General features: G+C 75.1%; 21 protein-coding genes and 1 pseudogene. 8 read left to right on the top strand and 14 right to left on the bottom strand.

Features of this window, described 5'->3' with window-relative positions:
- Positions 1-814 (bottom strand): alpha/beta hydrolase (locus tag AB0I11_RS20025; protein WP_357322256.1); only part of this gene is annotated, 814 nt, incomplete at its 3' end.
- Between the two features lie 58 nt (positions 815-872).
- Here AB0I11_RS20025 and AB0I11_RS20020 point away from each other — a divergent pair.
- Positions 873-1547: a TetR/AcrR family transcriptional regulator gene (locus tag AB0I11_RS20020; protein WP_357322253.1), complete on the top strand. Its 675-nt coding sequence runs from the start codon at positions 873-875 to the stop codon at positions 1545-1547.
- 101 nt (positions 1548-1648) lie between these two features.
- On the opposite strand, the gene AB0I11_RS20015 is transcribed toward AB0I11_RS20020, so the two are convergent.
- From AB0I11_RS20015 to AB0I11_RS19980, 8 genes and pseudogenes are all read right to left on the bottom strand, one after another.
- The gene (locus AB0I11_RS20015; RefSeq protein ID WP_357322250.1) at positions 1649-1825 is read right to left on the bottom strand and encodes a MerR family DNA-binding transcriptional regulator; all 177 of its coding nucleotides are present in this window, start codon (positions 1823-1825) and stop codon (positions 1649-1651) included.
- 99 nt (positions 1826-1924) lie between these two features.
- Entirely contained in the window at positions 1925-3424 is a 1500-nt protein-coding gene (locus AB0I11_RS20010) for a hypothetical protein (protein WP_357322248.1), read from the bottom strand.
- Between the two features lie 76 nt (positions 3425-3500).
- Positions 3501-4172 (bottom strand): annotated as a pseudogene (locus tag AB0I11_RS20005) (SGNH/GDSL hydrolase family protein); the annotation flags it as partial.
- Positions 4173-4215: 43 nt separating this feature from the next.
- Entirely contained in the window at positions 4216-4884 is a 669-nt protein-coding gene (locus tag AB0I11_RS20000) for a hypothetical protein (RefSeq protein WP_357322245.1), read from the bottom strand.
- Positions 4881-7547, bottom strand: coding sequence for an FtsK/SpoIIIE domain-containing protein (locus AB0I11_RS19995; RefSeq protein ID WP_357322242.1), 2667 nt, complete (start codon positions 7545-7547; stop codon positions 4881-4883). Before AB0I11_RS19995 ends, AB0I11_RS20000 begins: the two co-directional genes overlap by 4 nt.
- On the bottom strand, positions 7540-8421 hold the full coding sequence (locus AB0I11_RS19990; RefSeq protein ID WP_357322239.1) for a hypothetical protein: 882 nt from the start codon (positions 8419-8421) through the stop codon (positions 7540-7542). Before AB0I11_RS19990 ends, AB0I11_RS19995 begins: the two co-directional genes overlap by 8 nt.
- A gap of 9 nt (positions 8422-8430) precedes the next feature.
- Positions 8431-8691: a hypothetical protein gene (locus tag AB0I11_RS19985; protein WP_357322486.1), complete on the bottom strand. Its 261-nt coding sequence runs from the start codon at positions 8689-8691 to the stop codon at positions 8431-8433.
- Positions 8692-8887: 196 nt separating this feature from the next.
- Positions 8888-9265, bottom strand: coding sequence for a hypothetical protein (locus AB0I11_RS19980; protein WP_357322235.1), 378 nt, complete (start codon positions 9263-9265; stop codon positions 8888-8890).
- 139 nt (positions 9266-9404) lie between these two features.
- Between AB0I11_RS19980 and AB0I11_RS19975 the strand changes: the two genes are divergently transcribed.
- The 3 genes from AB0I11_RS19975 to AB0I11_RS19965 are packed head-to-tail and all read left to right on the top strand — an operon-like array spanning position 9405 to position 12513.
- Entirely contained in the window at positions 9405-11957 is a 2553-nt protein-coding gene (locus tag AB0I11_RS19975) for an ATP-dependent Clp protease ATP-binding subunit (RefSeq protein WP_357322232.1), read from the top strand.
- A 32-nt stretch (positions 11958-11989) separates the two neighbouring features.
- On the top strand, positions 11990-12163 hold the full coding sequence (locus AB0I11_RS19970) for a hypothetical protein (protein WP_357322229.1): 174 nt from the start codon (positions 11990-11992) through the stop codon (positions 12161-12163).
- Positions 12163-12513, top strand: a complete 351-nt coding sequence (locus AB0I11_RS19965; RefSeq protein WP_357322226.1) for a DUF3140 domain-containing protein — start codon at positions 12163-12165, stop codon at positions 12511-12513. The genes AB0I11_RS19970 and AB0I11_RS19965 overlap by 1 nt, the downstream gene beginning before the upstream one ends.
- Before the next feature lie 51 nt (positions 12514-12564).
- Here AB0I11_RS19965 and AB0I11_RS19960 read toward each other — a convergent pair whose 3' ends face one another.
- From AB0I11_RS19960 to AB0I11_RS19950, 3 genes are all read right to left on the bottom strand, one after another.
- Positions 12565-12801, bottom strand: coding sequence for a hypothetical protein (locus tag AB0I11_RS19960; protein ID WP_357322223.1), 237 nt, complete (start codon positions 12799-12801; stop codon positions 12565-12567).
- A complete protein-coding gene (locus AB0I11_RS19955; RefSeq protein ID WP_357322220.1) occupies positions 12798-13805 on the bottom strand; it encodes a LysR family transcriptional regulator in 1008 nt (335 codons plus the stop codon). Before AB0I11_RS19955 ends, AB0I11_RS19960 begins: the two co-directional genes overlap by 4 nt.
- An 81-nt stretch (positions 13806-13886) precedes the next feature.
- Positions 13887-14504 (bottom strand): hemerythrin domain-containing protein, encoded by a 618-nt coding sequence (locus AB0I11_RS19950; protein WP_357322217.1) that lies wholly within the window; start codon positions 14502-14504, stop codon positions 13887-13889.
- Between the two features lie 183 nt (positions 14505-14687).
- Here AB0I11_RS19950 and AB0I11_RS19945 point away from each other — a divergent pair, with 183 nt between their 5' ends.
- Positions 14688-16016 (top strand): M20/M25/M40 family metallo-hydrolase, encoded by a 1329-nt coding sequence (locus AB0I11_RS19945; protein WP_357322214.1) that lies wholly within the window; start codon positions 14688-14690, stop codon positions 16014-16016.
- Positions 16017-16077: 61 nt separating this feature from the next.
- Entirely contained in the window at positions 16078-16737 is a 660-nt protein-coding gene (locus AB0I11_RS19940; protein WP_357322211.1) for a hypothetical protein, read from the top strand.
- Positions 16738-16795: 58 nt separating this feature from the next.
- Here AB0I11_RS19940 and AB0I11_RS19935 read toward each other — a convergent pair whose 3' ends face one another.
- Both AB0I11_RS19935 and AB0I11_RS19930 read right to left on the bottom strand, forming a co-directional pair.
- Positions 16796-16987, bottom strand: coding sequence for a DUF5703 family protein (locus AB0I11_RS19935; protein WP_046570170.1), 192 nt, complete (start codon positions 16985-16987; stop codon positions 16796-16798).
- Between the two features lie 209 nt (positions 16988-17196).
- A complete protein-coding gene (locus AB0I11_RS19930; RefSeq protein ID WP_357322207.1) occupies positions 17197-18168 on the bottom strand; it encodes an aldo/keto reductase in 972 nt (323 codons plus the stop codon).
- A 166-nt stretch (positions 18169-18334) separates the two neighbouring features.
- Between AB0I11_RS19930 and AB0I11_RS19925 the strand changes: the two genes are divergently transcribed.
- Together AB0I11_RS19925 and AB0I11_RS19920 are read left to right on the top strand one after the other, a co-directional pair.
- Positions 18335-19387 (top strand): LLM class F420-dependent oxidoreductase, encoded by a 1053-nt coding sequence (locus tag AB0I11_RS19925; RefSeq protein ID WP_357322204.1) that lies wholly within the window; start codon positions 18335-18337, stop codon positions 19385-19387.
- Complete coding sequence (locus AB0I11_RS19920) at positions 19384-20220, top strand: undecaprenyl-diphosphate phosphatase (RefSeq protein ID WP_357322201.1); 837 nt, start codon at positions 19384-19386, stop codon at positions 20218-20220. Before AB0I11_RS19925 ends, AB0I11_RS19920 begins: the two co-directional genes overlap by 4 nt.
- Positions 20221-20390: the final 170 nt, after the last annotated feature.

Raw genomic sequence — 20390 nt, 5'->3', positions numbered from 1 at the left:
TCGGGGCGGCGAGGAACGCCGCGATCGGGTCGACCAGGCGGGGTGGCGCGGCGGCGATGCCGTTGTGACCGCAGCGGGGAACGGTCAGCGTCCGGGCCCGCGGCAGCACGGCGGCCAGGAGGTCGTTCACCTCGGGATACCAGGGCGCGGCCTTGGCCCCGCAGGCCAGCAGCACCTCGGCGCCGATCCCCGCGTAGTCCTCCGCCGGTCCGTCGTGGGCCTGGATCTGCCGGCTCTCCAGCAGCGTCATGGGCAGCAGCTCACGCATCCGGCGGCCGATCGGGGTGCGTAGGAACAGCCGGCAGATCGCGGTCTGCACGCCGAGCGGAAGTCTTGACGCGGCGTCCTGGGGGTTGACGGCCGCGCCGACCAGGGCCATCGCCTGCGGGATGTTCCCGGCGCGGACCGCCTCCTCGGCCGGGTCGAGGAACGCGGTCGGCAGTCCGCGCCCGCTGAGGCAGAGCGGCGCGTCGTAGCTGACGACCTGGTCCAGCGGCAGCCGCAACGCGGCCCGCAGCACGACGAACGCGCCGTAGCTGTGCCCGACCGCCCGGCGGGCGCCGGTGTGCGCGAGCACCGCGCCGAGATCGTCGATCTCCTGCTCGACCGTGTACGGCTCCCGCCGGGCCGGTGCGTCCGCCCGGCCACGCCGGTTGTATCGGTGCACGGTGAACCGGTCGGCCAGGCGTGCGGCCAGCCGCCGGTACTCGTCGATGGTGACCCCGCCGCCGTGCACCAGCACGATGCCCGGGCCGGTGCCGGTCGAGTGCAGGACGATCGTCGCGCCGTCCGGCGCCGTGATCCGCTCCGTCACCGCTTACCTCCCGGGTAGCCCAAAACCGCGAACAGTGTTTGCAGTTTACACTAGGGCGGTGAGCGGCGCATCCACGGATTCCGGCGGGCAGTCCATCTGGAGCCGTCCGGAACGTGGCACCCGAGGCCCCGCACCGACCCACGGCCGGGACGCGATGGTCGCCGCCGCGATCGACCTGGCCGACGCGGGTGGGCTCGAGGCGGTGTCGATGCGAGCCGTGGCCAACGCCCTCGGCATGGCGGCCGGATCGCTCTACCGGCACCTGTCCTCGCGCGACGACCTGCTGGCCCTGATGGTCGACCGGTGCGTGGGGAAGCTGCGGCCGTACCCGGAAGGCCCCGGTGACTGGCGCGACGAGATGGTGCTGCTGGCCCGCCGCCAGCTGGAGCTCTACCGGCGTCACCGGTGGCTGGTCGACGCCATCGCGCGCCCAGGCCCGCCCGGACCGAACGCCCTGGCCTGGTTCGACACCTGCCTGCGCGTCCTCCAGCCGGTCCACGCCCCGGTCACCGCGAAGTTCGAGGCCATCGCCATGATCACCGGCGTGGTCTCGCTCTTCGCCCGGGCCGAGACGGCGTCCGGCCCGCTCCGCTTCGACCACGTCGACCTCGCGGCGTACCCGCACCTCGCCGCCGCGTTCGCCGCGCCACCGGCCGCCGCCCCCCGGCGGGACCTCCTCGAACGGACCCTGCGCGGCCTGCTGACCGGACTGCTCGCGGCCGACGCCGACTGACCGTCAGGCACCGACCCAGCGCGCGGCGGAGGCGGCGAGCCGCTCACCGCGCACCGCCGCGGCGGGTACCAGCTCGGTGATGCGCAGCAGGTGCTCGGGGGTCAACGGGAGGGCGACGCTGGCGACGTTGTCCTGCAGGTGACGGATCCTGGTCGTGCCCGGGATCGGGACGGCGCCCTGATGCGCTCATACCAGCGCAGCGTGTCCGGGGACAGGCCGACCAGGTCGGACACCTGCCCGATGGTCGGCCGGTCGAGCGCGGCGGCGTCGATCTCCATGGCGGTAAGCATGCCGCCTGGAGTTCACTCCACAGCAAATAGTCGCAGCTCGATGTATCGGACCCGCCAGGAGGTTCGTCGTCGTGCCGACCCCGACGGTCAGGGGCGGCGCCAGCGGGCCAGCAGCGCGGCGCAGTACGCGTCCACACTCTGCACCGCCCCCGACCGGCGTCGGCGGTGGACCGCGGCGACCCGCCGGGCCACCCGCGGGTCCCACTGGTGCAGCGGCAGCCACGCCGCGACCTGCGCCTCGTGGTGTGCCGTGCCGGGCCGGTCCGCGCCGCCGATGTACCGGCGCACGGTCGGGCGCCGGCCGAGGCGGCGCAGGTAGACGTGGCGGGTGAAGGTGCGCGCCAGCGTCCGCATGTCGGCGGCCGAGAACACCTCAGGAAGGCCGGGCGTCGAGGCGTACAGCACGGCGAAGTCGACGTCGAGGAGCGCGTGGGTGCTGTCCTCGGCGACCGGCAGCGCGGGGAACAGGGGACGGAAGTGCGACCCGTCGCGGTCCCGGTCACCCGTTCTCGTCCAGCCCCGGTAGACCCGCCCGAACGAGGGCCAGTACGGCCAGACGAACCCGCCGGCCCGCTCCGTCAGCTGCCCGCGCAGCGCCCGGGCCGTGGCCGTCGCGCGCTCGGCGTACGTCCGGTCACCGGTCACGGCGGCGAGCTGGATCAGCGTCCGGCCGACGGCCAGGAACTCGTTGGTGGGCAGTTCGGCGCCCGCGAAGCCGACCGGCTCGTCGGGCAGCCAGACGTAGTGGCCCTCGCCGGCGTCGGTGACCCGCCACTGGTGGTCGTGCGCGGCGAGCGCCTCGTGCGCCGCCGCGAGATAGTCCTCGGTCTTCGCGGCGACGGCGGCGTGGACCAGGTCGGGCCGTTCCCGGGCCAGCCGGGCGAGACCCGCCAGCGGATAGGCGATCATGCCGGTCTGCGCGGCCAGCGCCACCCGGGCGGGTTGCAGCCGGTGGGTCCCCGCCCGGAGTCGGCGGGGCCGGTCGGCCGCCTCGCCCGGCCCCGGCAGCAGCTCCACGGTGATGGCGTCCTCGCGGGTGTGCCGGTCGTACGCCACCCGGTCGGCGCGCCGCGGGTCGCCGGAATCGAGGCTCAGCTCCGGCAGCACGATCGGGAGGTGGTCGCCGGGCCGGACGATGGTGAGCGTGAACGTACCGTCCGGCCCGGGCACCACCCGGACGGTGGCCCGCAGCGCGTGCGGTGGGCAGAGGTGCACGCGCAGGGCCGGGACGCCGTCCTCGTCCGGCACCGTGGCGCCGCACACCGTGTACTTGCCCGCCGAACTCCACACCGGCAGGCTGAGCTCCCGGTGGTCGCGCACGCCCCGCCGGTCGTCGCGGACGGCGAGCACGGCGTCGGCCATCTCCACCAGCCGGTGCAGGTACGCGGGGTCGCCGGTCGCCTCGGCCATCAGCAGGAAGGCCTGCATCCGCCAGGAGAACCCCCAGCCGAGCGCGCCCGCGTCGTTGTTCGGCGCGCCGCCGCCGTCGGGGCCGAGCGCGGGCAGCGCCTCCTCGACCGCCTCGAACAGTCGAGCCTGGTCAGCGACCGCCGTGCCGGCCGGTCGCGTCGCCGGGAAGAGTGACATCGGCCGATTGTGGCAGGTCGGGCCCGGTTTCCGGGCCCACCTCGCCCGGCGCGTCAGCGCTCCGGCGGCGTGCGGCGTCCAGGTGGGCGGCCAGGGCACGGACGGTCTCGGCGGCGGCGATCGCGTCGCTGCGCGCGCTGCCGTGCCGGCCGTCGCCGCTGTACAGGGACGGGTCGGCGACCGCCGGGTGGTCGGTGAGGTGCACGTGGACGGTGCCCAGCCGGGCCGCCAGCCGTCCGGTGTGGGCGGCGAGCCGGCACATCCGCGCACCGAGCCCGGCGCGCAGCGCCGCCGGCACCGCCGGGCTGTGCGACACGTCGAACATGCCGACCGTGATGACGTCCGCCCCGGCCCCGCGCAGCGCGGTGATCATCGCGGCCAGGTCGGCGTCCACCGCGTCCGCGTCGTAGCCGGACCGGAACGCGTCGTTGCCCCCGCAGACCACCAGCGCCAGGTCCGGACCGAACTCCAGCGCCGGGCCGAGCTGGGCGGCCCGCACCTCGTGCGCCCGCAGCCCTCGCCGGCCCAGGTTCAGGTACGCCAACCCGGGCCGGACCGCGCGCAGCTCGGCGGCGATCCGGTCGGCCCACTGCACGTCCGGATATCCGTCGACCGGCTCGCACAGGCCCTCGGCCACGCTGTCGCCCAGCACCACGAACCGCCGCCAGGGATGGCCGTGCAGCAGCTTCGCGCTCTCGCCCACCCGCAGGCAGTACGGATCCGTCGCCTCGGTCAACGTCGATCCCATGCCGCCACGCTAACCGACCGCCCCGACCCCGTCGATCAGCCGCTCAGCGAGAGGCGAGGGCGAGCAGGAGGAGGGTGGTCAGCAGGCCGGCGCCGGCCACCAGCAGCATCGGGCGGGGGGTCAGCACCGCGTGCCGCCGGTCGGCCAGGAACCGGGCCGGCGCCAGCCCGACCAGCGGCCCGAGCAGGGTGATCACCAGCGCCAGCACCGGCATACCCACCGCCAGGTCACCGCCGGAGCCGTGCCCGAGCGCCCGCGCGGCCAGCCCCAGCGCGTACGCGACGACCGCGCCGCCGACCCCGCAGGCGACCAGCAGCGGGTTGGTCGAGCCGGGCAGCTCGCCCGGCTGGCGGGTGCGGTCCAGCAGCTCGCGAACCCCGCGCAGCAGCGGCACCGGATCACCGGTGGCGTCCCGGGCCGGACCCGGCGGGTCACCGAGCCGCCGCCCGCCCGCGCCGATCCGCGCCCGCAGCTGCCCCCACAGGTGGGCGGCCTCGGCGTCGACCCGTTCCACCAGGTCCCGGGCCTCGGCCAGTTCCGCCTCGGCCCGCCGGACCTGCTCGGTGGCCTCCGCCACGGCCCGCTCGGCGGCCGCGCACTGCTGGGCGTACCAGCTGTGCGCCTCGGCGCGCTGGGCGGCCACCCGGGCGGTCAGCTCGGCGAGCCGGCGGAGCTGGGCGGCGTACGTCTCACTGGTGACCGGTTCGTTCATCGGGACGGACCATAAGGGATGATCACCTGTCCGGTGCGGTGCACCGCCCGGTCGAAGTAGAGCCCCCGCCACGGGCGCGGGTACCAGTCCGGCCCGCCGGTGCCGGGATAGAGGGCGCCGCTCAGCTCGGCGCCCTGCACGTCCAGCGCCACCCAGGCCCCGATCTGGTCCAGCCGGGCCCCCGCGCCGCCCAGGTCGGCCCGCATCCGCCCCACCCCGCGCCACCAGGCCAGCACGTGCGTACGCCGTTCCGGCCCGTCGTGCAGGATCCGGCGCAGCTGCTCCAGCCCGGTGCGCCGGCCCGCCTTGCCGGCGAGCTGCCCGGCCGCCGCGTCGACCGCGTAGAGCAGCAGGTAGTGCGGGCTGCTCGGGGCGCCCGGGGCGCCGAGCCCGTCGCCCACCTCGGCCATCAGCTCGGGCACGGTCTCCTCGTCGTACCAGGCGGCGTTGTCGGCCAGGTCCTCGTAGAGGGCCCGGGCGGCCGGGTCGGCGTCCGGGTCGAGGCAGGCGATGGAGAACCGGGCGGTGCCGGGGCGGTGCTGGCCGGCCAGCGAGCGCGCCGCGGCGTCGAGCACCGCGCACGCCTCGTCGATCCGGGTGCCGAGGACCGCCAGGTTCCGGCCCGGCGCCCGGGGCAGGCGCAGCGCCGCCGAGCGGGCCTGCACGTCGATGATCTCCCCGAGCAGCGCCACCGGGGTGCGCGGCACGCCCTGCTCGGGGGCGGTCAGGGCGCGGTAGTCCGGCGCCTCGGTGAGCCTCGGGACGGCGTCGCCGTCGAAGAGCCGGGCCGGGGCGGCGTCCTGCGGGCGCATCCGCCACAGCCGGTGCTGCAACTCGCTCCAGGTCTCCCAGTCGCTGGCCGACGGGATGCGGGCCACCTCGTTCCCCTCGACCAGCCCGGATTCGGCGTTGACCACGGCGTGGTGGCGGGGCAGCGACTGCGCCGCGTCGTTGCGTTCGGCCAGGATGCGCAGCGCCTTGGGCAGCGCGATCCGCAGGGTGAACTGGGCGACCAGGGCGGGCCGCCCCCACAGCGCCTCGATGCCGCGGACGTCCTGCGAGGCGAGCACCAGGTGGATGCCCTGCGACCGGCCCCGGCGGGCCAGGTCCTCCAGCAGGTCGGCGGCCTCCCGGGCGACCACGTCCCGGCCGGCGAGCAGCGCCTGGAACTCGTCGACCACCGCCACGATCCGCGGCCAGTGCCCGGTCGGGTCCACCGCGCGCAGCTCGGCCAGCTTGGTGACCTCGTGCTTCTTGGCGGCGTCGGCCCGCCGGCGCAGCTCCTCGGCGAGGAACCGCAGCAGCGCCAGGCCGAACTCCCGGTCGGTGTTGACGTTGATGCCGACCAGCCGCATGTGCGGCAGCCAGCTCGGGTCGCGCCGGCCCTGGGCGAACCGGGCGAAGGACACCCCCTCCTTGAAGTCGAGCAGGTAGAACTCCAGCTCGGCGGGGGAGTAGCGGGCGGCCAGCGCGCCGATCCACGCGAAGATCAGGTTGGTCTTGCCGGTGCCGGACGGGCCGCCGATCAGCGCGTGCGGCGGGTAGTCGCCGAGGCTGAGCAGCACCGGACGGCCGTGCCGGCCCTCGCCGATCGGCGCGGTCAGCCCGTGCGCCGAGTCCTCCTGCCAGTACTCGGCGGGCAGCAGGTCGGTGAAGGGCGCCGGCGGCGGCCCCGCGTTGACCCGCGACGCCACCTCCCGGCAGGTCTCGGTGACCAGCGCGGCCGGCGGCGGCGGGTCGAGCACCACCGGCAGCCCGGCGATGCGGGCGTCGTCCGGCTCCACCACGATCCGGGTGACCGTCGGGTCGTCGGGCAGCGCGACGCCGCGCACCACCAGGTGCACGCCGCAGGCCGCGCCGGTGCGGACCACCCGGTCGAGCTGGCCGCGTTCGTGCCGGGACAGCTCGTCCCCGCCGAGCAGCACCGCCACCCGCCACGGCTCGGGGCGGCGGCCGGTGGCCGCCGCGAGGGCGCGCAACGACGGGTACTCGCCGGCCAGCACGGTCTCGTTGATCCGGCGGATCTGCTCGACCAGGTCGTCCAGGAGCCGGCCCAGCCCGCCGGGGCCGACGAAGGTGAGCAGCCCGGCGGTGCCGAGCGGGGCGAAGCCGGCCAGCCCGCCGCCGAGGTGCTCGGGGTCGTAGCCGAAGAGCCGGACGCCGCCCGGTTCGGCGCGGCCCACCGAGCGCAGCAGCAGGGCGGGGACCACGGCCGCGAGGCCGTCGCGGTCGCCGCCGGCGAGCTGCGCGTGCCCGGCGTCCAGCAGCGGCACCAGCGCGGGCACCGGCTCGCCGCCGGGGACGCGTACCGTGCCGATCCGGACCGCGCCGGGGGTCTCGGCCCGGCCGGCCGGCGTGGGCCGCCACCCGTCCCAGCCGGCCGACGCCGCGCCCGGCGCCTCCCGGCCGGCCGCCGCGGCGGCCCGGCGGGTCAGCTCCGCGATGCGCGCCGCGTGCCGGGCGTCGATCTCGGCGAGCCGGCCGTCGCGGGCGGCGCCCACCCGCTCGGGTACGGCCGCCGCGGCGCGGCGCACCCGGGCCAGCCGGTCCCGCCCGGCGGTCAGGTCGGCGTCGGCGGCGGCGAGCCGGCTGCGGGTCGCGCCGAGGGCCTCGGAGAGCAGCCCCCGGACCCGCGACACCAGTTGGGCGCGGACGTCAGCCACGGGACGGCTCCCGCCCGTCGGCCTCCCGGGGCAGGTCCCGGCCGAGCCGGTCCAGCAGGACCCCGGTGACCACCCCGGCGGTGACGGCCGGGTCGGCGGCGTGCGGCTGCGCGTCGTCCCCGGCGCGGCGCGGCGGGGGCATCCGGCACACCCGGGTCAGCAGGGTGTGCAGCACCGGCGGCGGCAGCCCGGGCAGCAGGTCGTGCACCCGGCTGTCCAGCTCGCGGCGCAGCCGGGACAGGTCGTCGGCGCGCGGCGGGTGGCCGAGCAGCTCGCCGGCCAGGTCGCGCAGCAGCGGCGGGGCGATCGCGGCCAGCCCCAGCCCCACGTCGGCGTGCGCCCCGCGCAGCTCCCGGTGCAGCCGGTCCCGGTCGCCCGAGCGGACCCCGGTGACCACCCGGCGCAGCAGCTCCTGGGAGTCGCCGGCCCGCTCGTCCGGCCCGTCCGGCCCGCCCTCCCGGCCCCCGGTCAGCTCCGCCACCCGCACCGCCCACCAGCGCCGTACGGCCGGCTGCTCGTCCGGCGGCGGCCCGCCGGCCGGCCCGGGCCGCGGGGCGTCACCCGGGGGCGCGTCGTGCCGGGGCCGGCGGTCGCCGCCGGTCGGCGCCGGCGCCCCGTCGCCGGCCAGCCCGATCGCGCCCAGGTACGCCGACAGCTGTTCCTGGGCCACCCGCAGCGCGTACCCGGCGGTCTCGGCGTGCTCGGTCGCCGCGGACAGCTCCGGCACCCCCATCGGGTTCGCCGACTCCTGGCGCACCCAGCGCAACCGCTCGGTGGCCTGGCCGAACTTCTCCAGCGCGGCGGCGAGCTGCGCCAGCGGCAGCTCCTCGGCGGCGGCGCGCACCTGCGCGCCGATGTCCTCGACGATGGACACGGCCGGCCCTCAGAGGCTGGCGACGTAGAGCTGTGCCTGCTCCACCGCGACCAGCGTGGCGGCGAGGCATTCCTCCAGCTCCTGGGCGGCCTGGGTGAGCGACGCCTGGGCCGCCTCGACGGTCTCGTGGCCGCTGCCCTCCAGCGCGCCGGCCAGGGTCTGCTGCGCCTCGGCCAGTTTCTCGCCGGCCGCCTGCACCGCTGTCTGGCCGTCACCTATCTGCTCGAGGGCGACATCAATGGCGGCCTTCAGCTCGGCGACGCTCGCCACGGCGGACCTCCTGGGGGCGGGGGAGATCTCCATTACAACCCATCCCGCCGGATGGCCGAACATCCGCCCTCGTGCCATTCCTGCCCGGCTGTCCGAATAGGCCGCTGACGTGCGCGAAGCCCACCGGAACGCGGGTCCGCCGGTCCCGCCGGCGGGACAGCCGGTCCCGTGCACGGACGCCCGGCCGGCGTACCGGTCAGTGCGGCAGCCAGCGCGGGCCGTGCACCTGCGCGCCCAGCGCGCCCACCCGGGCCCGCAGTTCCCGGTCGGCGGTGACCACCACGCACCGGCGGTCCGGCGCGGCCGCGACCAGCTCGACCATGGTGTCGTCGCCGGAGCCCGGCGCGGCCACCACGCCGACCCCGGGCACCGCACCGACGCCACGGGCCGCGCCCTCCACCACCAGCACCACCTCCACCGGCGGGGGCAGCTCCGGCGGCACCCCCGTCTCGGCCAGCGGCACCAGCGCGTCGCGCAGCCGGGCGGCGGCGCCGGCCCGGTCCCGCCACCAGCCGTTCGGGCGCGAGCCCACCACGTTCGCCCCGTCGACGATCAGCAGCGGTCTGCTCTCCATGCCCCCAGCCTGCCACCGGTCCCGGCCGGTGTCCCCCGCCACCCGCCCGCGTTTGTCGCGCCGACCGCCGGGTAGCCACCGCCGACCGTGCCGCGCCATGTCGCGTCCCGGCCGTGCCGACCGACTGCGGAGGACAGAGATGATGGGACCCGGTGACTTCGGCAACGACCCGTGGGACGAGTTCCTGGCCCGCTACTTCGGCCGGAGCGAGGGGGGACGCCGGCCGGCGCACCGGGTCGACATCACCCGGCTGATGACCGCGGACGCCCGGGAGATGCTCGCCGACGCCGCCCGGCGGGCGGCCCAGAAACACAGCAACGACCTGGACACCGACCACCTGCTCTGGGCGGCGCTGCAACGGGAGCCGCTGCGCGACCTGGTCCGCCGCGCCGGCGCCGACCCGGACACCCTGGTCAACGCGCTCGGCGGGCGCGGCGAGGGGGCGCCCCGGGGTGAGGTGCCGCCGAACCTGTCGCTCACCCCGGCGGCGAAGCGGGCGCTGCTCGACGCGCACCAGCTCAGCCGGGCGATGGGGGCCAACTACATCGGGCCCGAGCACATCCTGATGGCGTTGCCGCTCAACCCGGAGTCGCCGGCCGGGCGGATGCTCGCCGCCGGGCGGATCCAGCCGGAGTCGTTGCAGGCGGCCAGCGCCGAGCGGGGCCCGATGAGCGGCCCGAAGCCGGACCGCGGCACCCCGACCCTGGACCAGTACGGCCAGGACCTCACCGAGCTGGCCCGGATGGACCAGATCGACCCGGTGATCGGCCGGGCCGACGAGATCGAGCAGGCCGTGGAGATCCTGTCCCGGCGCACCAAGAACAACCCGGTGCTGATCGGTGAGGCCGGCGTCGGCAAGACCGCGATCGTGGAGGGGCTGGCCGAGCGGATCTGCGACGGCGACGTGCCGCAGACCCTGCTCGGCAAGCGGGTCATCCAGCTCGACCTGGCCGGCCTGGTCGCCGGCACCCGCTACCGCGGCGACTTCGAGGAGCGCCTCAAGAAGGTGATCGACGAGATCCGGGCCCACCGCGAAGAGCTGATCATCTTCCTGGACGAGATCCACACCCTGGTCGGCGCGGGCGGCGCCGGCAGCGAGGGCGGCATGGACGCGTCCAACATGCTCAAGCCGGCCCTCGCCCGGGGCGAGCTGCGGGTGATCGGCGCGACCACGCTGGACGAGTACCGGCGCAGCATCGAGAAGGACGCCGCCCTGGCCCGCCGGTTCCAGCCGGTGCTGGTCCCCGAGCCCACCGTCGAGGACACCGTCAGCATCCTGCGCGGCCTGCGCGACCGCTACGAGGCGCACCACCAGGTCCGCTTCACCGACGAGGCCCTGGTGGCCGCCACCGAGCTCTCCGACCGCTACATCACCGACCGGTACCTGCCGGACAAGGCGATCGACCTGATCGACCAGGCCGGCGCCCGGGTGCGGCTGCGCACCCGCACCCCGGCCTCGGACGTGCGGGAACTGGAGCAGCAGCTCGACGAGGTACGCCGGGACAAGGAGCAGGCCGTCTCCGACGAGCAGTACGAGCGCGCCTCGCAGCTGCGCGACCGGACCGCCGAGCTGGAGGAACAGATCCGCCGGGCGCAGGGCGACGACGGCGGCAGCCAGGTGCCCTCGGTCGGCCCGCAGGAGATCGCCGAGGTGGTCTCCCGGGCCACCGGCATCCCGATCAGCCAGCTCACCGAGGAGGAGCGGGACCGGTTGCTGCGCCTGGAGGGGCACCTGCACGAGAAGGTCATCGGCCAGGACGAGGCGGTCAGCGCGGTGGCCGAGGCGGTGCGCCGGTCGCGTACCGGGCTGGCCGACCCGAACCGGCCGATGGGCAGCTTCCTGTTCCTCGGCCCCACCGGCGTCGGCAAGACCGAGCTGGCCCGGGCCCTCGCCGAGGCGCTCTTCGGCGAGGCGGACCGGATGATCCGGGTGGACATGAGCGAGTTCCAGGAGCGGCACACGGTCAGCCGGCTGGTCGGCGCCCCACCCGGGTACGTCGGCTACGAGGAGGCCGGCCAGCTCACTGAGGCGGTGCGCCGCCGCCCGTACGCCGTGGTGCTGCTCGACGAGATCGAGAAGGCGCACCCGGACGTGTTCAACATCCTGCTCCAGGTGCTCGACGAGGGCCGGCTCACCGACAGCCAGGGTCGGACGGTGAACTTCAAGAACACCGTACTGATCATGACGAGCAACCTCGGCGCGGAGCTGATCACCGGCACCCAGCGTTCGGTCGGCTTCGGCGCCGGCGAGCCCGGCAGCCAGCAGGAGAGCGACGAGCTGCGCGAGCGGCTGACGCGCCGGCTCCAGGAGACCTTCCGCCCGGAGTTCCTCAACCGGATCGACGAGACGATCATCTTCCGCCGGCTGGAGGCCGAGCAGCTGCGCCAGATCACCGAGCTGCTGCTGGAGGAGACCCGCCGCCGGATGCACGCCCAGGACATCGAGGTGGACTTCACCACCGCCGGGATCGACTGGCTCTCCGAGCACGGCTACCAGCCCGAGTTCGGTGCCCGGCCGCTGCGCCGGGTCATCCAGCGGGAGGTCGACAACCGGCTCTCCCGGATGCTGCTGGAGCACGGGATCTCGCCCGGCCAGCGGGTCACCGTCGACGCGCGGGACGGTCAGCTCGCCTTCGACGTGGGCGCCGGCGACCGCGGCCACGCGGCCGCGACCACGTCCCATCCGCGATGAACGGGACGTCCCGACGGATCGGAGGGCCGCAGATGACCGAACCCGAGGAGACCCGGGAGGACAGCGAGCGCAGCGAGCCGATCGTCGCGCCGCCGACGGCCAACCCGACCCGGGTCAAGGTGCCGCCGGAGGGGCTCAAGCAGCACGCCGAGAAGGGTGAGGGTGACCCGACGCCGTCCGGCTCACCGCCGGGAGAGGAGGCCTGATGGTACGCGAGGCGCGACTCGACCCCGAGGTCGAGGTGCTCTGGGACGACTTCCACGCCGAGGTGAACGTCCCCTCCGAGCAGCTGCGCCAGTGGCTGCTGACCCGCGGCTCGGGGGAGGAGGCGTTCGGCCCGAACCCGGACCTGAACCTGCCCGAGCCCGGCCGGCGGATCCTGCAGGTGCTCACCAAGCGCAAGGTGGACCTCACCCCGGACGACATCGAGGTGATGCGGGACGCCGTCGACCGGATCCGCGAGCTGGCCGCGGCGAAACCGAGCCGCGGCAACGCCGACGACGAGTGGCGGCACTCGCTGCTCGACCTCGGCCACGACGTGCTCGTGGAACGCTGACCGGACATGGCGACGGCGCCCGGGAGCCCCCGGGCGCCGTCGCCGTGCCGGCTACTCGGACTCCATGCTCGGCAGTTGCAGGCCGGCGGCGTCGGCCGCCGTCTGCCGGTCGGCGCGGGCCCGCTCCTCCCGGCTGAGCAGGTTGGCGTACTCGGTGATGTCGGCCGGTTCGGGCACCTCCGGCAGCCGGCGCAGGAACGCCTCGACGTCCTGCGCGGCGGCGGTGTGCGCGGCGGCCGCCTGGCGCAGCAGTTCCCGCTGGTCGGCGGCCGGGTACAGATCAGTCATACCGCCGTGATACCCGCGCTCAGGCGGTTCGCACCCCGGCGGGTCGGGTCGGCGACGCCGAAGTCCGGGTGGCGCGGCAGCCAGGCCAGGTAGTCCGGGTGGTTGGCCAGCGCGTCGGTGTACGCGGCCACCGCCGTCTCCAGCACCGTGTCGGCGACCCGGGCGGCCGGCGCGTCCGGGTGCCAGCCGAGCAGCAGCCGCCAGCGCAGCGGCACCCCGGCCAGCCGGCGGGTGACCAGGCCGGCCACCGGCCGGAAGGTCGCCTGGCACAGCGCCACCGCCTCGCCCGCGTCGACCAGGTCCAGGCAGCCGCGCACGTCCGCCTCGTACACCTTGCGGGGGGTGAAGCCGGCCCGGGCGCAGGCGGCCGCGAAGCAGTCACCGAAGCAGCCGTCGCCGGGCGCGGCCACCCACTGCTCGCGGCTCAGGTCCACCAGGCGGATCTCCTCCCGGTCGGCCATCGGGTGGCGCTGCGGCAGCAGCACGAAGACCGGGTCGACGGCGAGTTCCCGCCAGCACAGCCCGAACTCCGCGGGTGGCGCGGCGTCCCCGCACACGCCGGTGAGCGCGAAGTCGAGCCGGCCACCGGCGACCAGCTGGGCCAGCTCGTCCCCGGACCACGACGCGTACGTGCTGATCTGCGCCTCGGGGCGGGCGGCGGCGAGCCGGTGCACCAGCCGGCCCAGGATCGGGCTGTTCACCCCGCCGAACCGGTACCGGGTCACCGGGTCCCCGGCCCCGGCCAGTCGGGCCGCCTCGTCCTGCAGGCCCTTCATCGCCGGCAGCAGCACCCGGGCCCGGTCCAGCACCAGCTCACCCAGGGCGGTCGGCCGGGCGCCCCGGCGGTCCCGTTCGAACAGCGGACCACCCAGGGCCCGTTCGATGCGCTGGAGCTGGGCGGTCAGCGCCGGCTGGGCCAGGCCGAGCGTCGAGGCCGCCTTGGTGACGCTCCCCGTCTCCGCGATCGCGCAGACCACCCGCAGGTGTCGCAGCTCCAGATTCATACGGTGACCGTAGGACCACGAACCGGCATCCGGAAGGGTCCGTGGGACATCGGCGCATGCCGATCGGTCGATCGGCTCCGCTCACTGCCCGCGCGGTCGCTCCAGGTCCGACAGCCGGGTGCGCCGTCCGGTCACCACGTCGCGGACCTTGTCCAGCACACCCACCGCCGGCTCCACGATCTTGTTCCAGGGCGGGGTGGCCGGGGTGCCCGGGTGCGGCCGGGTCGGCGCGGCCTCCTCGGCGATCTCCCACCGGTTGCCCAGCCGGATCAGCTCGGCGTCGCTGGCCACCGCCCGCAGCGGGCTGACCAGCGCGGCCACCCGGCTGACGTGCCGGTGGACCCGCTCGGCCACCTCGGCCAGCGCCGGCCCGTCCGGCGCCGACAGTCCCTTCAGGGCGGTCAGCAGCGCGGCGTCCGCCTCGATCTCCCGGTCCACCAGCGCCGCGATCTCCGGCACGGCGGCCCGCACGGCGGGGAAGAGGTACTGCTCCTCGGCCGAGAGGTGCCGGGACACCGCCGCGGTGAGCACGTCGAGCACCTCCCGCCGGCGCGCGTCGTCCAGACCCGGGGCGGTCACCTGCTCGGCCAGGTCGAGCAGGGCCCGGTGCTCCCGGTCCACCAGGTCGGCCAGGCTCCGCCCGCCCGGCCGGTACGCGTCCTCGGCGGTGGGCGGCAGCGGCGGCAGCGGAACGGTCATGGCGCCCTCCTCGACTGGTGGCGGCGGCGGCCGCCCAGGCCCGGCGCGGCGGACGCCGGGCCACGACCCCGGCGAACCGATCGACGGGTGTTGCGCCTCCGGCGGTACCCGGCGGCGCGGCCGGCGAAACCGGGCCCGGGCCGGGGCGCGCCGGCCCACCCCGGCGGCTGGTATGAAGAAGCGATGACGAGCGACGCCGCTTCCGCCCGACCGGACCCCACCGACGAGGTCGTCGACCTCTGCCGCGACCTGCTGCGCATCGACACCACCAACACCGGGGACAACGACACCAGCGCCGGCGAACGCGGCGCGGCGGAGTACGTCGCGGAGCGGCTCGCCGAGGTCGGGATCGAGGCGGAGCTGCTGGAGTCCGCGCCCGGCCGGGCCAACCTGGTCGCCCGGATCCCCGGCACCGACCCCGGCCGGGACGCCCTGCTGGTCCACGGCCACCTCGACGTCGTCCCCGCCGACCCCGACGAGTGGTCGGTGCACCCGTTCTCCGGGGAGATCCGCGACGGCTACCTCTGGGGCCGCGGCGCGATCGACATGAAGGACTTCGACGCCATGGTGCTCGCCGTGGTCCGCGGCTGGCAGCGCGCCGGCGTCCGCCCCGCCCGCGACATCGTGCTCGCCTTCACCGCCGACGAGGAGGCCGGCAGCGACTACGGCGCGCACTTCCTCGCCCGGCGGCACCGCCACCTCTTCGACGGCTGCACCGAGGCGATCGGCGAGGTCGGCGGCTTCTCCTACGCCGTGGACGAGCAGCGCCGGCTCTACCTCATCGAGACCGCCGAGAAGGGCATCGACTGGCTGCGGCTGCACGCCAAGGGCCGCCCTGGGCACGGCTCGATGGTGCACGACGACAACGCGGTCACCGCGCTCGCCGAGGCGGTCGCCCGGATCGGCCGGCACCGCTTCCCGGTGGTGATGACCGACACCGTACGGGCCTTCCTGGCGGAGGTCGCCGAGGTGCTCGGCATCGAGATCGACCCGGACGACCCGGAGACCGCCATCGCCAAGCTCGGCCCGATCGCCAACATCATCGGCGCGACGATCCGCAACACCGCCAACCCGACCCGGCTGGGCGCCGGCTACAAGGACAACGTGATCCCCGGCCGGGCCACCGCCACCATCGACTGCCGCAGCCTGCCCGGCCAGTCCGAGTTGCTGGAACGGCAGCTGCGCGAGCTGGTCGGCCCGGACATCGCCATCGAGTACATCCAGCGCCAGCCGGCCCTGGAGACCACCTTCGACGGCGACCTGGTCGAGGCGATGTCCGCCGCGCTGCGCGCCGAGGACCCGGGCGCCCGGCCGGTGCCGTACATGCTCTCCGGCGGCACCGACGCCAAGGCGTTCTCGCAGCTCGGCATCCGCTGCTTCGGCTTCGCGCCGCTGCGGCTGCCCGCCGACCTCAATTTCTCCGGCCTGTTCCATGGCATCGACGAGCGGGTCCCGGTGGACGGACTACAGTTCGGCGTGCGGGTTCTCGACCGGTTTCTCCGCGACTGCTAATCGTGTCCGTCGCGTCCGGCGTCGGCGCGGAACTCCCCCATCTGCGAAGGGACTGCCACACATGACCGACCAGCACGGTGAGCTGGACGCCGCACTGGAGCGGGTGATCGACGCCGCCCGCGCCCACCTGGCCGCGGTCCGCGCGGCCCAGGGCCGCATCGACGACGACGACGTCTGGCAGGCGTACGTCGCGTTGAACAACGCCTCCTTCGCGTACGACGAGCAGTTGCTCGACGCGTTCGGCGAGGTGACGCCGTGGGACGTGGAGTCGATCGACCCGAACGAGGCCGACGAGCGCTTCGGCGCGGCCGAGGGCGTCGAGGCCACCGACCCGCACCCGCGGGTCATCTCGGTGCGGCAGCGCCGCGACTACCGGGTGCCGAGCGTGTCGGCCCTGATCCGGGTGGCCGAGGCGGCCCGCCGCGAGGGCACTCCGGAGGAGGACGAGGCGGCCCCGGTCGAGGGGGTCGGCGAGGCCGTGCTGGAGCTGCTGCAGAGCGGCGACGGGTCGCTGTCGGCGCTGGACGTGCCCGAGCTGGAGCCGCTCGACGGGGTGGTCATGGTCAGCGAGGTCGGTACCCCGGTCGACCTGGAGTCGTTCGACGACGACGACCCGGTCGGCCCGTTCCAGCCCGCCGTCGACGACCGGCTGGTCGGCCGCCTCGACGAGCACCCCTTCCTCGAGCTCGACGAGGAGCACGATCACGACCACGCCCACTAGGCCGTGACCGGCCCGGGGCCCCGCCGAGCGGTGCGGGCCCCGGTCCCGTCCAGCCCCGTCAGTACGACAGGCCCGGCTGCGGCTGGTTGACCCGGCGACGGCGCAGCACCACCTGCCGCGTCCCGTCCCGGTACAGCCGCACCCGGGCCAGCTCCCATCCGGAGAACTCCGCCTGGATCGCCAACTGCGCCGCGGCGGTCAACCGGTCGACATTCGCGGGCAACCGCAGCGGCGCGTATTCGTAGTCCATGACCCCTATGCTGCCCAGCCCGGTGGCCTGCCGCCACCCCCTGACCGTGACCCGCGTCGCGTCCCCCCGCAGCCCCGCCGCCGGCCGTGAGCACCTCGCGCCCCGTGGCCCCGCCGCCCGCCGGCCGTGAGCGCGTCCCCCCGTGGCCCGGCGACCGCCGACGGTGGCCGCGTCGCGCGTGGCGTGCGGCCGCGGCCGGGCGGGTGGGCTCAGCCGTCCCGCTCCGGATAGCCGACCGGCACCGCCGAGACGTCGTCCAACGCGGTGACGATCTCCGCCGGCAGCGTCATCCGCTCCACCTGCAACGCCCCGAGCAGCTGCCCCACGGTCCGGGCGCCGAGGATCGGCGCGGTCACCCCGGGCCGGTCCCGGATCCAGGCCAGCGCCACCTCCAGTGGAGACACGCCCAGCCCGCCCGCGGCGATGGCCACCGCCTCCACGATGCTCGAGCAGCGCGGCTCCAGATACGTGGCGACGAAGCGCTCGAAGTGCGGCGACGCGGCCCGGGAATCGGCCGGCCGGCCGTGCCGGTACTTGCCGGTGAGCACCCCCCGGCCCAGCGGCGACCAGGGCAGCACGCCCAGCCCCATCGCCTCGCAGGCGGGCAGCACCTCCCGCTCCACGCCCCGCTCCAGCAGCGAGTACTCCACCTGGGCGGCGACCACCGGCGCCCGCCCCGGCCAGGCCGCCTGCCAGGCCGCGGCCCGCGCGGTCTGCCAGCCGGCGAAGTTCGACACCCCCACGTAGCGGGCCTTGCCGCTGGACACCGCGTGGTCCAGCGCCGACAGCGTCTCCTCCAGCGGGGTGTCCGGGTCGTACCCGTGCACCTGCCACAGGTCGACGTGGTCGGTGCCGAGCCGGCGCAGCGACGCCTCCAGGGTGCGCAGCAGGTGCCCCCGCGAGCCGTCCCGGCGGCGCCCGCTGCCCGGCCGCAGCCCCGCCTTCGTCGCGATCAGCAAATCGTCCCGGGGCACCAGGCTGCCCAGCAGCGCGCCGATCACCGACTCGGCGTCGCCGTCGGCGTACACGTCGGCGGTGTCGATCAGGTTTCCACCCGCGTCGAGGTAGCTCTTCAGCTGGGCGGCCGCGTCGTCGGCATCGGTGTCCCGTCCCCAGGTCATGGTGCCGAGCGCGAGCCGCGATACCGCCAGCCCGCTTCGGCCGAGCGGTCGCTGTTGCATGCGTGAACCTTATTTCGAAGCCGGCGTCACGGATATCCTCGCCCGGAGTCAACTTCCTGCTCAACCTTCCGGCCGGTGTGACGTGTTCGAGGCGAGCCGGTGGTCGGCCGTCCCACCGGCATTGCGTAACCTGATGCGACCTGTGGTGCGGACGGTGGGAGGACCAGTGCGACTCGGGCTCAGCCTCGGATACCAGACGGCGTGGAGCACACCCGCCGACCACCTGGCCCTGGCCCAGGAGGCGGACCGGCTCGGCTACTCGGTGGTGTGGGCCGCGGAAGCCTACGGCTCCGACTCGCCCAGCATGCTCGCCTGGATGGCCGGCCAGACCGAGCGGATCGACGTGGGCGCCGCGGTGATGCAGATCCCCGCCCGCACCCCGGCGATGACCGCGATGACCGCGGCGACCATCGACGCGCTCTCCGGCGGCCGGTTCCGGCTCGGCCTGGGCGTCTCCGGCCCGCAGGTCTCCGAGGGCTGGCACGGCGTCCGGTTCGCCAAGCCCCTGGCCCGCACCCGGGAGTACGTCGACATCGTGAAGCTCGCGGTCGCCCGCAAGCAGGTCGCGTACGACGGCGAGCACTACACCCTGCCGCTGCCCGACGGGCCGGGCAAGGCGCTGCGGCTCGGCTTCCACCCGCCGCGCGAGCACATCCCGATCTACCTGGCCGCGGTCGGCCCGAAGAACCTGGAGCTGGCCGGCGAGATCGCCGACGGGTGGCTGGCGGTCTTCTACGCCCCCGAGTTCGCCGAGGAGCAGCTCGCCTCCGTCCGGGCCGGGCGGGCCAAGGTCGGCAAGGAGCTGGCCGGCTTCGACGTCGTCCCGTCCGTGCCGGTCGTGGTGGGCGACGACATCGCCACCTGCGCCGAGCTGGTCCGCTGGTACGCCGCCCTCTACGTGGGCGGGATGGGCAGCCGCCAGCAGAACTTCTACAACCAGCTCGCCACCCGGATGGGCTACGGCGACGCGGCCCGCGAGGTACAGGACCTCTACCTCGCCAAGCGGCAACGCGACGCCGCCGCCGCGGTGCCGATGGAGTTCATCGACCGGACCTCGCTGCTCGGGCCGAAGGAGCGCATCGCCGACCGGATGCGGGAGTACGCCGCCGCCGGCGTGACCACCCTGTCCGTGTCGCTGTTCGTGGCCGACCGGGACAGCGGCGTGCAGACCCTGCGTACCGTCGCCGAGGCGCTGGAACTCTCCGGGGTCGGCGAGTGACCTGGGTCGAGGCCATCGTCCTGGGCATCGTCCAGGGGCTCACGGAATTCCTGCCCGTCTCCTCGTCCGGACACCTCCGGATCACCTCGGCGATCTTCTTCGGCCGGGACGCCGGCGCGTCGTTCACCGCGGTGACCCAGCTCGGCACCGAGGCGGCCGTGCTCATCTACTTCTTCAAGGACATCTGGCGGATCATCCGGACCTGGTGCCTCGGGCTGGTCGACCGCTCCGTCCGGTCGAGCCTCGACTACCGGATGGGCTGGTACGTCATCGTCGGCACCATTCCGATCGGCGTCCTCGGCCTGCTCTTCAAGGACGCCATCCGGGACACCGCCCGGAACCTGTATCTGATCTCCTTCACGCTGATCTTCTTCGCCCTGGTGCTGGCGTTCGCCGAATACTGGGGCCGGCAGACCCGCACGCTGGAGAACTTCCGGATGCGCGACGGCGTCATCATGGGCTTCGCCCAGGCCATGGCGCTGATCCCCGGGGTGTCCCGCTCCGGCGGCACGCTCACCTTCGGCCTGCTGCTCAACCTCACCCGGGAGACGGCGGCCCGATACTCGTTCCTGCTGGCCATTCCGGCGGTGGTGCTCTCCGGCGTGTTCAGCCTCGGCGACGTCTTCGAACCGGCCGAGCCGGGCACGGCGGCACCGAGCGTGGCGCAGATGGTCGTCGCCACGGTGATCGCCTTCGCCATCGGGTACGCGGCCATCGCCTGGCTGCTGCGCTACGTCGCCCATCACACGCTGTACCTGTTCGTGCTGTACCGGGTGGCGCTCGGGACCCTGGTGCTCTGCCTGCTGCTGACGGGAACGATCAGCGCTACGTAGGTCTTCCGGTGTGATTCCGGCTCGGGCTGGCTGGGCTTTCGTGCTGGTTGCGCCTTGTTGCTGGTTGCGGCTGCGTGCTGGTTGCGGCTGCGTGCTGGTTGCGCTTGGGGCTGGGGGCGAGGGTGACCGGCTCCGGGCGGTCAGGCTTGATCCCTGCGCCGGTCACCCTC

The sequence above is a fragment of the Micromonospora sp. NPDC050495 genome (assembly GCF_040655175.1).
In the GTDB taxonomy this organism is placed as follows: Bacteria; Actinomycetota; Actinomycetes; order Mycobacteriales; family Micromonosporaceae; genus Micromonospora.
This window is presented reverse-complemented; position numbering and strand designations above follow the sequence as displayed.

Bases quoted from the DNA above. Each gene is read 5' to 3' on its own strand.
- AB0I11_RS19950 (WP_357322217.1), bottom strand. From the start codon at position 14,504: ATGACCGTTCCGCTGCCGCCGCTGCCGCCCACCGCCGAGGACGCGTAC.
- AB0I11_RS19945 (WP_357322214.1), top strand. From the start codon at position 14,688: ATGACGAGCGACGCCGCTTCCGCCCGACCGGACCCCACCGACGAGGTC.
- AB0I11_RS19970 (WP_357322229.1), top strand. From the start codon at position 11,990: ATGACCGAACCCGAGGAGACCCGGGAGGACAGCGAGCGCAGCGAGCCG.
- AB0I11_RS20015 (WP_357322250.1), bottom strand. From the start codon at position 1,825: ATGGAGATCGACGCCGCCGCGCTCGACCGGCCGACCATCGGGCAGGTG.
- AB0I11_RS19980 (WP_357322235.1), bottom strand. From the start codon at position 9,265: ATGGAGAGCAGACCGCTGCTGATCGTCGACGGGGCGAACGTGGTGGGC.
- AB0I11_RS19940 (WP_357322211.1), top strand. From the start codon at position 16,078: ATGACCGACCAGCACGGTGAGCTGGACGCCGCACTGGAGCGGGTGATC.
- AB0I11_RS19930 (WP_357322207.1), bottom strand. From the start codon at position 18,168: ATGCAACAGCGACCGCTCGGCCGAAGCGGGCTGGCGGTATCGCGGCTC.
- AB0I11_RS20000 (WP_357322245.1), bottom strand. From the start codon at position 4,884: ATGAACGAACCGGTCACCAGTGAGACGTACGCCGCCCAGCTCCGCCGG.
- AB0I11_RS19955 (WP_357322220.1), bottom strand. From the start codon at position 13,805: ATGAATCTGGAGCTGCGACACCTGCGGGTGGTCTGCGCGATCGCGGAG.
- AB0I11_RS19975 (WP_357322232.1), top strand. From the start codon at position 9,405: ATGATGGGACCCGGTGACTTCGGCAACGACCCGTGGGACGAGTTCCTG.
- AB0I11_RS19960 (WP_357322223.1), bottom strand. From the start codon at position 12,801: ATGACTGATCTGTACCCGGCCGCCGACCAGCGGGAACTGCTGCGCCAG.
- AB0I11_RS19965 (WP_357322226.1), top strand. From the start codon at position 12,163: ATGGTACGCGAGGCGCGACTCGACCCCGAGGTCGAGGTGCTCTGGGAC.
- AB0I11_RS20010 (WP_357322248.1), bottom strand. From the start codon at position 3,424: ATGTCACTCTTCCCGGCGACGCGACCGGCCGGCACGGCGGTCGCTGAC.
- AB0I11_RS19935 (WP_046570170.1), bottom strand. From the start codon at position 16,987: ATGGACTACGAATACGCGCCGCTGCGGTTGCCCGCGAATGTCGACCGG.